The following is a 14,338-nucleotide window of genomic DNA, read 5'->3' on the forward strand; positions in this document are numbered from 1 at the left end:
TTCTATCTCAGCGTTAGCGCGCGTTGTATCGCAGAAAGTGCGTCGGTGGTAAATGTGCCGAATGTCGTCGCAAACGGCCATCGAAATATTTGATTACGCGCTCTGGACAACCTGCCATCACTGCCCTTATCTTCCGCCACAGGCCACCGCAGTGGCCAACGTCGCTCGGACGGTTCCGGGCGCTTACGTACCAGAGGCACCCATGGCAGACAACGGTTCGCCGCGCCGCTTTGCGCGCATTGATCGACTCCCCCCTTACGTATTCAACATCACTGCCGAGCTGAAGATGGCCGCCCGTCGTCGTGGCGAAGACATCATCGACTTCAGCATGGGCAACCCCGACGGCCCCACGCCGCCGCATATCGTCGAAAAACTCGTCACCGTTGCCCAGCGTGAAGACACTCACGGTTACTCCACGTCCAAGGGCATTCCGCGTCTGCGTCGGGCGATTTCCAATTGGTACAAGGATCGCTATGAGGTCGACATCGACCCGGAAAGCGAAGCCATTGTCACCATCGGTTCCAAGGAAGGCCTGGCGCATTTGATGCTCGCCACCCTCGACCAGGGCGACACGGTACTGGTGCCGAACCCGAGCTATCCGATCCATATCTACGGTGCCGTGATTGCCGGCGCCCAGGTGCGTTCGGTGCCGTTGATACCTGGCGTGGACTTCTTCGCCGAACTGGAACAGGCGATTCGCGGCTCGATCCCCAAGCCGAAGATGATGATTCTCGGCTTCCCGTCCAACCCTACCGCACAGTGCGTGGAGCTGGATTTCTTCGAACGGGTTATCGCCCTGGCCAAGCAATACGACGTGCTGGTGGTCCACGACCTGGCCTACGCCGATATCGTCTTCGACGGCTGGAAAGCTCCCTCGATCATGCAAGTGCCGGGCGCCAAGGACATTGCGGTGGAGTTTTTCACCCTGTCCAAGAGCTACAACATGGCCGGCTGGCGCATTGGTTTCATGGTCGGTAACGCCGAGCTGGTCAACGCCCTGGCGCGGATCAAGAGTTACCACGACTACGGCACCTTCACCCCGCTGCAGGTCGCGGCCATCGCGGCGCTGGAAGGTGATCAGCAGTGCGTGAAAGACATCGCCGAACAATACTGCCAACGTCGTAACGTGCTGGTCAAAGGCCTGCATGAATTGGGCTGGATGGTCGAAAACCCGAAAGCCGCGATGTACGTCTGGGCCAAGATTCCGGAAGCCTACGCACACCTAGGCTCGCTGGAATTCGCCAAGAAACTGTTGGCTGAAGCCAAGGTTTGTGTATCGCCGGGGGTGGGTTTCGGTGAATACGGTGATGACCACGTGCGTTTTGCACTGATCGAGAATCAGGACCGGATTCGCCAGGCGGTGCGCGGGATTCGCGGGATGTTCAGGGCGGATGGGCTGGTGCAGAAGACCAGCAACAGTTAAGCCCCCCTGTAGGAGCCGCCGCAGGCTGCGATCTTTTAGCGATCCTGAAATCGCGAAGATCAAAAGATCGCAGCCTGCGATGGCGTTTTTGGGTCTTACAGCAAACTGATCGGATAGCTGACGATCACTCGGTTCTCGTCGTACTCGTTGTTGCTGTAGTCGCGACGTATGGTCGAGTTGCGCCATCTGAAGTTGAGGTTTTTCAGGGTGCCGCTCTGCACGGTGTAGCCCACTTCGCTCTCGCGACCCCACTCCTTGCCGTCGGTGGTGGTTGCGGTATGGACGTTGTCGCCGCTGATGTAGCGGTTCATCAACGTCAGGCCGGGCACGCCGACGGCTGCGAAGTTGTAGTCATGGCGCAGTTGCCAGGACTTTTCCTTGGCGTTGTCATAGCTTGAGTTGTAGCTGTCGTTCGCCAGGGTGCCGCCGCTGGTGCCGTTGACCCGCATCCAGGCGTCGTCGCCGGTGACTTTCTGCAGGCCGACATAGAAGGTGTTGCCGCCGTACTTGGCCGAGAACAGCCCGGACCAGGTCTTGTTGTCCAGATCGCCGGCCCGGGCGCTGCCGTCCTCCTTGCCATAGAAAAAGCCCAGGTTGGCCCCCAGAGTCCAGTCACCCAAGGGCTGAGTGTGGATCAGGTTGAGGAATTGCTGGCTGTAGATGTCCTTGAGCTCCGCGTTCCACAGACCGATCTGGGTGCGTTTTTCATTGAAGGTGTATTCGCCGCCTTCGAAATTGAAGCGGTCGGAGGTGAACGCCGCTTTGCCGGTCATCGACATGTCGCTCATGCTGCTGTCGTCACGCGGGCTGTTGGCGCGGAACTGGCCGCCGTAGAGCGTCAGGCCGTCGACTTCCTTCGAGGTGATCTGGCCGCCACGGAACGTCTGTGGCAGCGAACGACCATCGTCTGAACGCAGGATCGGCAAGACCGGCATCCATTCGCCGACTTTCAATTCGGTCTGGGAAAGCTTCGCCTTGAAGGCCACGCCCAGGCGACCGAAGTCATCGGCCGGACGGCCGTCGTGATCGAGCGGCAGCAACTGCGTACCGCCAGTGCCGCGTCCGCCGTCGAGCTTCAGCGAGTACAGGCCGAGGACGTCCATGCCGAAACCGACGGTGCCCTGAGTGAACCCGGACTTGGCATCGAGGATGAAACTCTGGGTCCACTCTGCGGCCTTGTCCTGAGCATGGGTCGGGTTGGTGAAGTTACGATTGATGTAGAAATTACGCAGGTTCAGGTTGACCTTGGCGTCTTCGAGAAAGCCGGATTCCTCGGCCATGGCCGGCAGTGTCGCGCTCGCCAGGGCAATGGCCAGCAGGGAGAGTGGAGTGGCTGGGGAAAAGGTGAATGGCTTCATGTAATCGGATTCTCTAATTGTTAGGGATGAAGCGGGGCGCTGCCGCAACGTCGTGTTGCGGACAAAAGTGTCGAATTGAAGGAACGAGCGGGCTGGATCAGCCGGAGTTGGCAGGGCGCTGGGTCATGGGGTCGAACCTGTTGTTATTGGTTTATGTCGGTGCGGTGGATGAAATGCCGGCAGGTGAAGGCGATGGTTCGTCGCCTGGATGACCTTCAGGAAATGCTGCAGATGGAGCGTAATCATCTCGCCGTGTCCGACGTCGGGCCAACCATCTGACCCGAAACTTGCGCTTGCCCGGTGAGGGTTAAGACGGTATCTACGGGTGTTCGGTCAGACCACCAACGACAACAGCAGGATGAAACCCAGCGCCACGACGGACAGGATGGTCTCCATCGCCGTCCAGGTCTTGAAGGTTTCAGCGACAGTCATGTTGAAGTACTGCTTGACCAGCCAGAAACCCGCATCGTTGACGTGAGACAGAACCAACGAACCTGCGCCCGTTGCCAGCACCAGCAATTCCCGGTTAACGCCCGGAATCATCCCCACCACCGGCACCACGATGCCCGCACCAGTAATTGTTGCGACTGTCGCCGAGCCCGTGGCGACGCGGATCACCGCGGCCACCAGCCATGCCAGCAGAATCGGTGAGATCTGCGCATTCACCGCCATATGGCCGATCACATCACCTACACCGCTGGTTACCAGCATCTGCTTGAAGCCACCACCGGCGCCAATGATCAGAATGATCGCAGCCGTCGGCGCGAGGCTGGCGTCGAGCAGTTTGAGTATTTTCTTCGAATCGAAACCACTCTTGTAGCCGAAGGTGTACAGCGACAACAGCAAGGCCAGCAGCAAGGCAGCGATCGGGTGGCCGATCATGTCCATCCAGTTACGAACACCGTTACCTTCGGGCAGCGCCACATCGGCAAAAGTCTTGAGCAACATCAGGAACACCGGCAACAGCACGGTGATCAGGGTGATGCTGAAACTTGGCAGCGTGGAGGCTTCCGGCTCATGGGCCAGTTGATCCACCAACTCCTGATTCGGATGACCCGGGATGTATTTGGAGATGAACGAACCGTACAAGGGACCGGCAATGATGGCGGTCGGCAACGCGACGATCAGACCGTAGAGAATGGTTTTGCCGATGTCAGCACCGAATACACCGATGGCCAGCAACGGACCCGGGTGTGGCGGAACCAGACCGTGAACCGCGGACAGACCGGCAAGCAGCGGGATACCGATCTTGATCATCGACACGCCGGTACTCCGGGCGACGATGAACACCAGCGGAATCAGCAGCACGAAGCCGATTTCAAAGAACAACGGAATACCCACCAGAAAGGCCGCGCACATCATTGCCCATTGCACGCGCTCTTTGCCGAACGCCTGGATCAGGGTACGGGCGATCTGATCCGCTCCGCCTGACTCGGCCATCATTTTGCCAAGCATGGTGCCCAGCGCCAGGATGATACCCACGAAACCGAGAACACCACCGAAGCCGTCCTGGAAGGCCTTGATAATTTTGTCCACTGGCATGCCCGAGGTCAGCCCGAGGAAAGCGGCCGCGATGATCAGTGCAATGAACGGATGCAGCTTAAACCGGGTGATCAACACGATCAGACCGATAATGGTGACCACTGCATCGACTAGCAGATAGGTCTCTTGGGACATGCCAAACATAGGGGGGTGTCTCCTGTTTGTTGTTTTTATTAAAGCGGGTTTAAACCGTCTGCTAATGGGACAGCGCTATCTCTTCGAACAAAACTCAAGCCGTCGGTTCCAGGCCATGTTCGAGCCACCAGGCATGAGCCAGCTCAGCAAGACGTTCAACACGTTGAGTGGACGCGTCGAGGGCCAGGGTCAGCGGTTCGCCGACGGGCGATTCGAGGGTGGCAAACTGGCTGTCGATCAACGTCGAAGGCATGAAATGACCCGGACGATGGGCGACTCGCTCAGCGGCGACCTCCGGAGTCAGTTCAAGGAATACGAAACCCAACCCCGGCAATGCACGGCGAAGGCGTTCACGGTAGCTATGTTTGAGGGCCGAGCAGGTCAGCACCGGGCGCTGGCCACTGGCATCGACGCGGCGCAGTTCATCGCACAGGCTGTCGAGCCAGCCGGCACGGTCGTCGTCGTTCAAGGGGATGCCCGCACTCATCTTTTCGATATTGGCGACAGGGTGGAAAGTGTCGCCTTCAATGGCGGTGGCGCCGCTGAGCAGGCACAAAGCCTCGCTGACGCACGTTTTGCCGCAGCCGGCGACGCCCATGATGACCAGGGCGGTGATGGATTGACTCATGTAACACCTCAGCGCGCAGACAGCGCTACCTTTGCAAGTAAAACTCTAGTGCAAAAATAGATTTTGCCGACGCCTTCTTGTCATTTTTATGGGTTGTAACGTGTGCTGTTTCGACGCTGAAGAGTGGGATCAGGCAAGCCACACTCAAGCATTTGCAGCCGCATCAAGACAGCGCTACCTTAGTGCCTTGAATTTTGTTTGGCAAGCCGTCCGATGACCTCCTCAAAAAACGATAAAAATACCCGAACCACGGGACGCCCTACCCTCAACGAAGTCGCGCGTCTGGCCGGTGTTAGTCCGATCACCGCTTCGCGGGCCTTGCGCGGCATCAGCAGCGTGGCCACTGAACTGGTGGAAAAGGTCCAGCAGGCTGCGCTCGAACTGAACTACGTGGTCAACCCCGCCGCCCGTGCCCTGGCCTCGGCCCAGAGCCATTCGGTGGTGGTTTTGGTGCCGTCGCTGTCCAACCTGTTGTTCATTGAAACCCTGGAAGCCATTCACACCGTCTTGCGGCCCAAAGGCTTTGAAGTGTTGATCGGCAACTATCACTACTCGCGCGACGAAGAAGAAAACCTGCTGCGCAATTACATGGCCTACCAGCCGCGTGGTCTGTTGCTGACCGGTTTTGACCGTACCGAAAGCGCTCGGCGGATGATCGAGGCGAGCAACGTTCCCTGCGTCTACATGATGGACCTGGACCCCGGTGCCGGGCTGAACTGCGTCGGCTTCTCGCAACTGAGCGCCGGCGAGACAGCGGCCGAACATTTGATCTCACGCGGTCGGCGACGGCTGGCCTATATCGGCGCGCAACTCGACCAACGCACCCTGCTGCGTGGCGAAGGTTTCCGCCGCGCGCTGCAAAAAGCCGGTTTGTATGATCCGGACCTTGAACTGTTGACCCCGCGTCCATCGTCGGTCGGTCTGGGCGGCGAATTGTTTCTGCAACTGATGACCAGCCATCCACAGGTCGACGCAATCTTCTTCGGCAACGACGACCTGGCTCAAGGCGCCCTGCTCGAAGCCATGCGCTTCGGAATCAAGGTCCCGCAGCAAGTCGCTATCCTCGGCTTCAACGATCTGCCCGCCTCGGCTCACATGGTGCCGCGCCTGAGCAGCATCAGCACCCCGCGAGAGGCCATCGGCCGCCGCGCCGCCGAGCAGATGTTGACCTTGATGGCTGGCAACACCGTGGCCAAACCGGTGCAGGACATGGGGTTTGAGTTGATGGTGCGCGAGAGTACTTAAGCGCGCATCAAGGACGCAGGTTCATGGCGCTGAGCAACACACCGCTTGTAGCTCATGAGCCGGGGACGCAAAGAAGCCGGGGATGTTCAAGGCTTGCCAGAGACGTCCCCATAACGGGCGAGCTAGCGCGGCTGAGGCGCTCGTCTGGACAGCAATATCCAGGCGAGCACTGCCACCCAGATGACAGAAGCGCCGTAATTGATTCGTTGATACAGACCAAACCCTTCCCCTGCTGCAACCGCCTTGCCCATCAGCGGCAACACCAGCAGCGCGATTAAGGTGCAGGCCAGCGAGAACCAGGCAAACCACCTGAGGTTCATCAGGCGCGGCGCCAGATAGATCCAGAGCGCACCGGCGATCAGCAGCGTGAGGAACATCACCATGCCCGATAGGTTATGCAGGTTCTGACTGTCCGACGGATGCGTCAGATCGCAGCGCAGATCGCAGGAAAAATAACCGGTACACAGGCTGGCGACGCCATGCAGCGCAATCAATACGCCGCTCAACCGGGCAAGCTTCGAGCCTTTGAACGTTTCGAACACGGCGACACCGAAAACGATAAACAACACACCCAGCGGGAAGTTGTTGATCAGCGGCGACAGTTCATAGGTGGGTGCGCCCAGCGCTCCCAGCTCACTCATCGCCTGATTGAGATGGCTATAGCCTGGATACAGACTGCCGGCGATGGCGACGCCAATGGCCAACCATATCGGCGTGATCAATCCCGCCAGATACGCATACGTCAACATTCCCTTGTTCAATTGCGCCGCACTCCATTGAGGCCATGCCCGAGATAGACGGGTGGCATGGGCTCTGGAATTTAGACGCTCAAGCAACGAATGTCATCCTCTACCGCTAGTACGATCTTTGAATCGCACCCATGGTGAAATGTCTGGCACCCAATCCCCCAAACACTGCTAGATTCTCTGGGCCAAATCACCATAGCCAGGGAAGCTCGATGGGAAACTCGCTCAGAATTTTAGGTAAATCCTCTTCGATCAACGTCCGAAAAGTCTTGTGGACCTGCCATGAGCTGGGCCTGACCTATGAGCGCGAAGACTGGGGCAGCGGCTTCGCCTCAACCCATACGCCAGAGTTTCTCCAGCTCAATCCCAATGCCCAAGTGCCGGTGATCGTCGACGAGGCAGGCGTGCTTTGGGAATCCAACACCATCTGCCGATACCTCGTCGGCAAACAGCAAAATGCCGACCTGCTGCCGACCGAACCCGCAGCGCGGGCGCGCGTCGAACAATGGATGGATTGGCAAGCGACTGAGCTTAATCCGTCGTGGAGTTACGCGTTCGTTGCACTGGTGCGAAAAAATCCGGACTTCCAGGATCCACAGCGTATCGCCGCTGGTATTCGCGGGTGGAACGAGAAAATGGGCATTCTCGAGCAGCAACTGACCGTGACCGGTGCCTATGTGGCCGGTCCTGACTTTACGCTGGCAGATATCGTCATCGGCTTGTCGGTCAACCGCTGGTTGATGACGCCGATGGAGCGTGCGAACTATCCGGCGGTTATCGCCTACTACGAAAAACTCAGTACTCGCTCAGGTTTCAGGGAGCACGGCCGCAATGGTCTGCCTTGAGCACAAAGCCGTTCAACCACACCCGTAACTCATTCAAAGAGGCAATCCATGAAAGGACTCAACGTACTGCTGACAGGCGCCTGTGGCAGGATCGGCAAGACATTTTTCGAAGCGTCGCAGGACCGCTACACCTTCATCCTCACCGATCTCGTTGACCCAGACTTCGCCATCGGCGCCCATCGCTTCCTGCGACTGGATCTGACCGACAAACAGGCCTTGAGCTCGGTCCTCGAAGGCGTCGATGTGATCGTTCACCTGGCCGGTATCCCCCACGCAACAGCCTCGTTCGATGAACTGTTGCCCAACAATATTCTGGCCACCACCTACCTGTTCGAGGCCGCCGTGGCGGCGGGCTGCAAACGGTTGATCTTCGCCAGCAGCGCGCAGACCATCGAAGGCTACCTGGTGGACCGACAGATCACGCCGGGCATGCACGTCATGCCGGCCAACCTGTATGGCGTGAGCAAATGTTATGGCGAAGCCTTGTGCGCCTTTTATGCCGCCAAACACGACCTTTCGACCATCGCCCTGCGCATCGGTGCTTTCGAGTTCCCGGATCGCCACGAACTGACCAACGCCCGTGACCTGAGCGCCTGGCTCAGCCCAAGAGACGCCGTGCAATTGTTGCAACGCTCGGTAGACGTCGAAGGGGTGAAGCACCTGATCGCCCACGGTATTTCCAACAACCGCTTCAAGCGTCTGGACCTGAGCGAAACCACCCGGGTATTGGGCTATCAGCCGGTGGACGACGCGTTCCAGATGTTTGATTTGCCGATTGAGTACTCGTAATACCCATGGACTGAAAAAGTTTTAGGTCCCCATAAAAACCATCTCTTCTCCTCCGCCGCCTAAGCATTACAGGCATCTGAGGCTCAAAAGGCCCGTCTCAGGGCCCTCTATGAAACGTTAATGCTAAAGATTATCATTGGCTATAGCATTTTCAAAAGGTACTCTCTGCGCACTTTGTCATTGAAAGTCACAAGGAGTCGGACTTGACGCTCGCGCATATCGAAAAACAGCAGCAATTGCTCTCGCGCTGGAGTGAGGCGCTCGATACCCCTGCCTTCAGATCCCATCGAATCACGCTCGACCATTTGAGCAACGCTTTAGAGCCCGCGTCGCAACGCAGCTTCCAACGCCTGATCCAGGCGCTGTTCCGCGAAGGTCTGATCAATCCCGACGACTGTGAATACGACGAGCACACCCACTGTTGGTTACCGCTCGAGAATGGCGCCCATCTTTGTTTTGAACATTTGTCGGGCGGACGAATGAACAGCTGGGACGTGCGTGGCAGCATTACGCTGCACAGTCCCGCAAGCCTGCCTCATAAAATCCAGCTGCCTTCTGAATTGCTGGCCCATCTCAGCACCCGGCTCAACCCGGCTGCGTCGAGCGAGGTACTGGAACGTCTGGCCCTGGAGCTCGATGACAGCTTTAGCAATGACACGCTGTGCCTGGCCTTCCATCATGGCTGGACCCTCCAGCTGAAAGACCGGATCGACTCGGCCTGCGAAGACAATCTACTGGCCTGGCTCAAAAACGGCAGCGTGCTGGAGAACCCGACCTCGCTGCTGGAACAGTGGGGCACGCTGGGTCATCCCTGGCACCCGAATTACAAGACCAAGCTGGGCCTCAGTGCCTCTGAGGTCATCGCCTTTTCGCCAGAGTTCGAGGCGAAATTTCCAATTGTGTTGTGCGCCCTGCACCGTCAATACACCCACGTCGAATCGCTGACAGGTACGCCGGATTATTGGGAGTGGTGGCAAGGCAATTTCCCACAAGCCGCCGAACAACTGCAGGCGCAATTGCAGAGCAGAGGGTTGGATAGTGCGGATTACCTTCCGCTCCCCGCGCACCCTTGGCAGGCCCATGAAGAATTACCCCGTTCATTCGCCAATGAAATCGCCGACAACCTGCTGATCCTGACCGATATCGTCGCGTTCACCGCTCATCCCACCATGTCGTTTCGCACCGTTGTGCCGGATGCCAGCCGCACCGCGCCGATGGTCAAACTCCCGGTGGCATTGCGTCTGACCAGCGTGCAGCGCACCGTCTCGCCGCGCTCGGCGCGGATGGGGCCGCGCATCAGTCATCTGTTGCTGAAAATTCTTGATCAAGAGCCGCAGATCCAGCGCTTGCTGAACATCGTGCCGGAACGCATCGGCGTGCATTACGCGCCACAACCGGTGGACGACGAACGTTCACGGCATGCCGCCGTGCTTTACCGGGACAACCCGCTGAGCCTGTTGAATACCGGTGAAATGGCCGTACCGGTCGGCAGCCTGTTCGCGATGGATGAGCATCAGCAGCCCTTGCTTCGTCAGTGGGTGAGACTGGCCCAGGGACGCGATGACAGCGAAGCCATGCAGGCATTCTTCCGTGACTATCTGTCGATTGCCGTACCGAGCCTGCTCGGCATCTACCTGATGTATGGCGTGGCCTTCGAAGCTCACCAGCAAAACAGCTTTATGGTGATGGGCGCCGATGGGCAATTGAACCGCCTGCTGGCGCGCGACTTCGGCGACATTCGCATTGATCGCAAAACCCTGCATGCCCATGGCCTCGATATTGAGCTGCACGATCCGAAGATGACGCTCTACGACGAGTCCGGTTTTGTCCGCGACAAACTCCTGCACACCACGTTCATGTGCCACTTGGGCGAACTGGCCCTGCTCTGCGCTCGTCATTGGAACGTGCCGGAAAATCTCCTGTGGGATGAACTGGCAGCGCAGGTCAGTGATTGCTTTGACGCATTGCGTGAACGCGTCGAACCGCAGCGCTGGGAAACCGAGCGTCACGCCTTGCTCGTGCAGGACTGGCCGGCCAAGTCGTTTATGCGCATGCGCTTGCTCGACAGCCATGCCGATATCGTCGGCCGCCTCAGCAACCCACTGCGTGTTAACGCCCATGGCAGCTAAAGGCAGCGCTTTACGGCTGTTGGTGCTGATCCAGTTCATTTCCATGGGTGCCATGGAAATGAGCGGTCCGTTCTGGCCCTTGCAGATTCAACATCTGCTCAGTCCCGAACAGGCCCACTACACCGCCCTGCTGTCCGCCATGGTCTATGCCGGTCCGATGCTTGCGGCCATGCTCTTGACGCCGTTGTGGGGTCGCCTCGGCGACCGCACCGGGCACAAACCGATGATAGTTCGGGCATTGCTGGCGTTGGCACTGTGCCAAGGGCTTGCGGCCATTACGCTCGATCCGTGGTTGCTGGTAGGGATCCGGGTGATGCAAGGCGCACTGGCCGGCTTTCTGGCCGCCGCTCAGGCATACGCCCTGGCCTGCTGTGACAGCTCGGAGCGCGGGCGAACGCTGGCGCGCCTGCAATCGGCAACGGCCGTCGGCTCGCTGGTGGGGCCAGTACTGGGCGGTTGGTTGATGGATGTTTCCGGGTTTGCCCTGCTCTGCTACGGCGCCACGCTGATTTGCCTGCTGTGTGCACTGGGCAGCTTCTTCCTGCCCGCTGATACAGCGCGGTCAGCGCAGAAAAAAACACCCGCCAGCGCGACCTTACCAAAGGGCTGGATGGGCGGAATTCTGCTGGTAATCGTGCTGATCCAGGCCGCAAAAATGATGCCTCAACCCTTCTATGCGCTGTATGTCGCCGATGTACTGCAAGCGCCCGGCTGGCTGATTGGCGCGACCTATGCCGCGAGTGCCGCGACCCTGGCCATTTCCGCGCCGCTGTGGGGACGGCTGTTCGATCGCTGGCAACCGGCCTACACCCTGCGCGTCATCGAGGGCGTGGCGTGGTTGTGTGCGCTGACCCTCGCCGCAACCGCGCTGGCCAACGAATGGATCGGTTTTCTCGCCACCCGACTGTTGTGGGGCGTTTGGCAAGGTGCCTTGCTGCCAGTGGCCTATGCCCTGATCGCCAATACCGTTTGCCCCACCCAACAGGGTTTTGCCCTGGGCCTGGGCAACAGCGCGGCGAAAGCCGGCGCACTGCTGGGTGCCGTCCTGGGCGGCATCGGTATGGGGCTGGTCGGGCTGGACCATAGCTTCTGGCTGGTAGCCATGACCTACGCCTTGGCCGCTTTGGGCATCCGCTGGGTACGAGCCTCAACCGCTATGCAGCCCACTGCTTTCTCTACCAACACTCATCAAAACTAAAAAAAGACCGCACCATGACCCGAACCAAGTTATCCCTGTTGATCCCGCTGATTGGCTCCTTCAGTGCCCCGACCTGGGCCGAAGAAACCAAGCAACCGGCCTCTCTGAACCTGCAAGCCACCGTCGTCTCGGCCACCCGCAGCGAAGCAAGCATCGCCTCGATTCCAGGCTCGGTACAAGTCATCGACGAACAACAGATCCGTGAACAAAGCGGCGCCGGTCGCCGAGTGTCCGACATCCTTGGGCAACTGGTGCCAGGCATCGCGCCGTCCAGCGGCGGCATGAGCAACTTCGGTCAGACCCTGCGCGGGCGCAACATGCTGGTGTTGATCGACGGTGTGTCGCAAAACGCCACCCGTGACAACTTCCGCCAACTCAACAGCATCTCGCCCGCCAGCATCGAGCGCATCGAAGTAGTATCCGGCGCGAGCAGCATCTACGGTGCCGGCGCATCGGGCGGCATCATCAACATCATCACCAAGCGCAACCAGGGCCAGGACATCGCCTACAGCAGCAAACTGGGAATGAGCAGCGGCAACAACCTCAACCGCAAAGGCTTCGCCTACGAGGCGTTCCAGAGTGCGACAGGTCGCCAGGACGCGCTGGACTGGTATGTCTCGGCCGACATGACCCAACGCAACGACCAGTTCGACGGCAACGGCAACCGCATTCCTCAGGACACGTCCCAAGGCAGCAACATGGACACCGAAACCTATGACCTGCAAGGTCGGTTCGGTTATGAGCTGGATGCCGACAAAAAAATCAGCCTGTCGCTGCAAGACTACAAAGACCAGCAGGACACCGGTTACACCAAGGATCCAAAAAACCTCAACGAAGCCGTCGCAGTCAAGGGCTTGAAGCTTGACGATCAGCCCTACACCCATAACCAGGCGGTCAACCTCAACTACGCCGACAAGGATTTCTACGGCCAGGGCCTGCAAGTCGAAAGCTACTGGCGTCGTGCCGATGCACTGTTCTTTCCCGACCTGTCACGCGGTAAAGCCGGCGTCTCGGACAACAATAGCGTGCAAGACGTTTATGGCCTGCGCGCAGCCATCGACACCCCGCTGCCGTCCATTGGCGCTGCCACCGGCAATCTGGTCTGGGGCGCCGACTACGACCACGAGCGCTCCCGTCAGCGAGGCGACCAGTACACGGTCAACGGCCTGAACTACACCAAGACCGGCACCACCTATGAAATGGGCCCGGACATCGAAACGGCCACCAAGGCGCTGTTCGGGCAGATGTCCTGGGACATCGGCGACTGGACCCTGCGCGGTGGCATACGGCGCGAATGGATCGAAAGCGAAGTGGCCGACAGCATCGCCTATGGTGAAATCGTCCAGACCGGGAACCGCGCGGTCTTGCCTGGCGACACCCTCAAGTACGACGCCACCCTCTACAACCTGGGGGCGGTCTATCACCTGAGCGAAAACCAGGACATCTTCGCCAATTACAGCCAAGGTTTCTCGCTGCCCGACATCCAACGCTTCCTGCGGGACGTCAACAGTCGCTTCGATATTCAGACCCTCAATGCCCAAGCGATCAAAGTCGACAGCTACGAGCTGGGCTGGCGCGGCAACTGGGACAAATGGCAGGCCGACGTCACCGTGTATGAAAACACCTCGGACGTGACTCAGTTCTACGACGCCAATGACCGTGTACTGCGCCTGATCAACCAAAAAGAGCGAGTACGCGGCATTGAAAACAGCCTGACGTATCGCCCGACCGATCACTGGTCGGTGGGCGGCACCTATGCCTGGGCCAAAGGCGAAACCGAGCAGGACGGCAAATGGATCGACCTGCCGGCCACCCGCATTTCACCGGCCAAAACCACCCTGTTCGTCGGCTATACCGAGGACGACTACAGCCTGCGTCTGCAGGGTATGCGCCTGAACAGCTACGACGCCGCCTTCAAGGACAACAACGGCCGCGACATCGAAGGCTATACCCTGGTAGACCTGCTCGGTTCGGTGGAGCTGCCGGTCGGCCGTCTCGAAGGCGGGATCTACAACCTCACCGATCGCAACTACCAAAACCTGTTTGCCCAGGCCAATGCCCGAGCGCCGTTTGCCAATGCTGGAGGTCGCACATTGAGTGTGAGTTATTCGCTGGATTGGTAAGCAGCAGGGCAAGGTGACGATTTTAAGGCGTCGCCTTGCGTCTGGACGAGGTCACCCGGATTTCGACTTGATGCAGGAAAAACGCGGTCGAAAGCGGCAAGGTTTGGCCGCCCTGTGTTCCCCCTTGGCAGGCATGATGCTGCCATCCCCCGGAAAATCGGGGCATGGCCGTATCGG

Annotated in this window: 11 protein-coding genes; 7 read left to right on the forward strand and 4 right to left on the reverse strand. The window is 59.0% G+C overall.

What is annotated here, in order from left to right:
- Positions 1 to 202: 202 nt before the first annotated feature.
- On the forward strand, positions 203 to 1,423 hold the full coding sequence (gene alaC / locus ACZYSM_RS23020) for an alanine transaminase (protein WP_489074917.1): 1,221 nt from the start codon (positions 203 to 205) through the stop codon (positions 1,421 to 1,423).
- Between the two features lie 95 nt (positions 1,424 to 1,518).
- Here the strand turns inward: alaC and ACZYSM_RS23025 are convergent, their stop codons facing one another.
- From ACZYSM_RS23025 to ACZYSM_RS23035, 3 genes are all read right to left on the reverse strand, one after another.
- The gene (locus ACZYSM_RS23025; RefSeq protein ID WP_489074919.1) at positions 1,519 to 2,781 is read right to left on the reverse strand and encodes an OprD family porin; all 1,263 of its coding nucleotides are present in this window, start codon (positions 2,779 to 2,781) and stop codon (positions 1,519 to 1,521) included.
- A gap of 333 nt (positions 2,782 to 3,114) precedes the next feature.
- Complete coding sequence (locus tag ACZYSM_RS23030) at positions 3,115 to 4,467, reverse strand: GntP family permease (RefSeq protein ID WP_489074921.1); 1,353 nt, start codon at positions 4,465 to 4,467, stop codon at positions 3,115 to 3,117.
- A gap of 85 nt (positions 4,468 to 4,552) precedes the next feature.
- Positions 4,553 to 5,086 (reverse strand): gluconokinase, encoded by a 534-nt coding sequence (locus tag ACZYSM_RS23035; protein ID WP_489074923.1) that lies wholly within the window; start codon positions 5,084 to 5,086, stop codon positions 4,553 to 4,555.
- Between the two features lie 213 nt (positions 5,087 to 5,299).
- Here ACZYSM_RS23035 and gntR point away from each other — a divergent pair, with 213 nt between their 5' ends.
- Positions 5,300 to 6,331 (forward strand): HTH-type transcriptional regulator GntR, encoded by a 1,032-nt coding sequence (gene gntR, locus ACZYSM_RS23040; protein WP_489074925.1) that lies wholly within the window; start codon positions 5,300 to 5,302, stop codon positions 6,329 to 6,331.
- A gap of 122 nt (positions 6,332 to 6,453) precedes the next feature.
- Here gntR and ACZYSM_RS23045 read toward each other — a convergent pair whose 3' ends face one another.
- The gene (locus ACZYSM_RS23045) at positions 6,454 to 7,080 is read right to left on the reverse strand and encodes a DUF998 domain-containing protein (RefSeq protein WP_489074927.1); all 627 of its coding nucleotides are present in this window, start codon (positions 7,078 to 7,080) and stop codon (positions 6,454 to 6,456) included.
- A gap of 209 nt (positions 7,081 to 7,289) precedes the next feature.
- Here ACZYSM_RS23045 and ACZYSM_RS23050 point away from each other — a divergent pair, with 209 nt between their 5' ends.
- From ACZYSM_RS23050 to ACZYSM_RS23070, 5 genes are all read left to right on the forward strand, one after another.
- Complete coding sequence (locus ACZYSM_RS23050; RefSeq protein ID WP_489074929.1) at positions 7,290 to 7,922, forward strand: glutathione S-transferase family protein; 633 nt, start codon at positions 7,290 to 7,292, stop codon at positions 7,920 to 7,922.
- A 48-nt stretch (positions 7,923 to 7,970) separates the two neighbouring features.
- Entirely contained in the window at positions 7,971 to 8,711 is a 741-nt protein-coding gene (locus ACZYSM_RS23055) for an NAD-dependent epimerase/dehydratase family protein (protein ID WP_489074931.1), read from the forward strand.
- A gap of 203 nt (positions 8,712 to 8,914) precedes the next feature.
- A complete protein-coding gene (locus ACZYSM_RS23060; protein ID WP_489074933.1) occupies positions 8,915 to 10,840 on the forward strand; it encodes an IucA/IucC family protein in 1,926 nt (641 codons plus the stop codon).
- Positions 10,830 to 12,038: an MFS transporter gene (locus tag ACZYSM_RS23065; RefSeq protein WP_489074935.1), complete on the forward strand. Its 1,209-nt coding sequence runs from the start codon at positions 10,830 to 10,832 to the stop codon at positions 12,036 to 12,038. The genes ACZYSM_RS23060 and ACZYSM_RS23065 overlap by 11 nt, the downstream gene beginning before the upstream one ends.
- A 14-nt stretch (positions 12,039 to 12,052) precedes the next feature.
- Positions 12,053 to 14,161 (forward strand): TonB-dependent receptor, encoded by a 2,109-nt coding sequence (locus ACZYSM_RS23070; RefSeq protein WP_489074937.1) that lies wholly within the window; start codon positions 12,053 to 12,055, stop codon positions 14,159 to 14,161.
- The last annotated feature ends 177 nt before the right edge of the window (positions 14,162 to 14,338 follow it).

This window comes from Pseudomonas sp. F220, assembly GCF_057813935.1.

What these genes read in the sequence shown, in the direction of transcription:
- ACZYSM_RS23065 (WP_489074935.1), top strand. Translation starts at nt 10,830, where the DNA reads ATGGCAGCTAAAGGCAGCGCTTTACGGCTGTTGGTGCTGATCCAGTTC.
- ACZYSM_RS23045 (WP_489074927.1), bottom strand. Translation starts at nt 7,080, where the DNA reads ATGTTGACGTATGCGTATCTGGCGGGATTGATCACGCCGATATGGTTG.
- ACZYSM_RS23070 (WP_489074937.1), top strand. Translation starts at nt 12,053, where the DNA reads ATGACCCGAACCAAGTTATCCCTGTTGATCCCGCTGATTGGCTCCTTC.
- ACZYSM_RS23050 (WP_489074929.1), top strand. Translation starts at nt 7,290, where the DNA reads ATGGGAAACTCGCTCAGAATTTTAGGTAAATCCTCTTCGATCAACGTC.
- alaC (WP_489074917.1), top strand. Translation starts at nt 203, where the DNA reads ATGGCAGACAACGGTTCGCCGCGCCGCTTTGCGCGCATTGATCGACTC.
- ACZYSM_RS23055 (WP_489074931.1), top strand. Translation starts at nt 7,971, where the DNA reads ATGAAAGGACTCAACGTACTGCTGACAGGCGCCTGTGGCAGGATCGGC.
- ACZYSM_RS23035 (WP_489074923.1), bottom strand. Translation starts at nt 5,086, where the DNA reads ATGAGTCAATCCATCACCGCCCTGGTCATCATGGGCGTCGCCGGCTGC.
- gntR (WP_489074925.1), top strand. Translation starts at nt 5,300, where the DNA reads ATGACCTCCTCAAAAAACGATAAAAATACCCGAACCACGGGACGCCCT.
- ACZYSM_RS23025 (WP_489074919.1), bottom strand. Translation starts at nt 2,781, where the DNA reads ATGAAGCCATTCACCTTTTCCCCAGCCACTCCACTCTCCCTGCTGGCC.
- ACZYSM_RS23030 (WP_489074921.1), bottom strand. Translation starts at nt 4,467, where the DNA reads ATGTTTGGCATGTCCCAAGAGACCTATCTGCTAGTCGATGCAGTGGTC.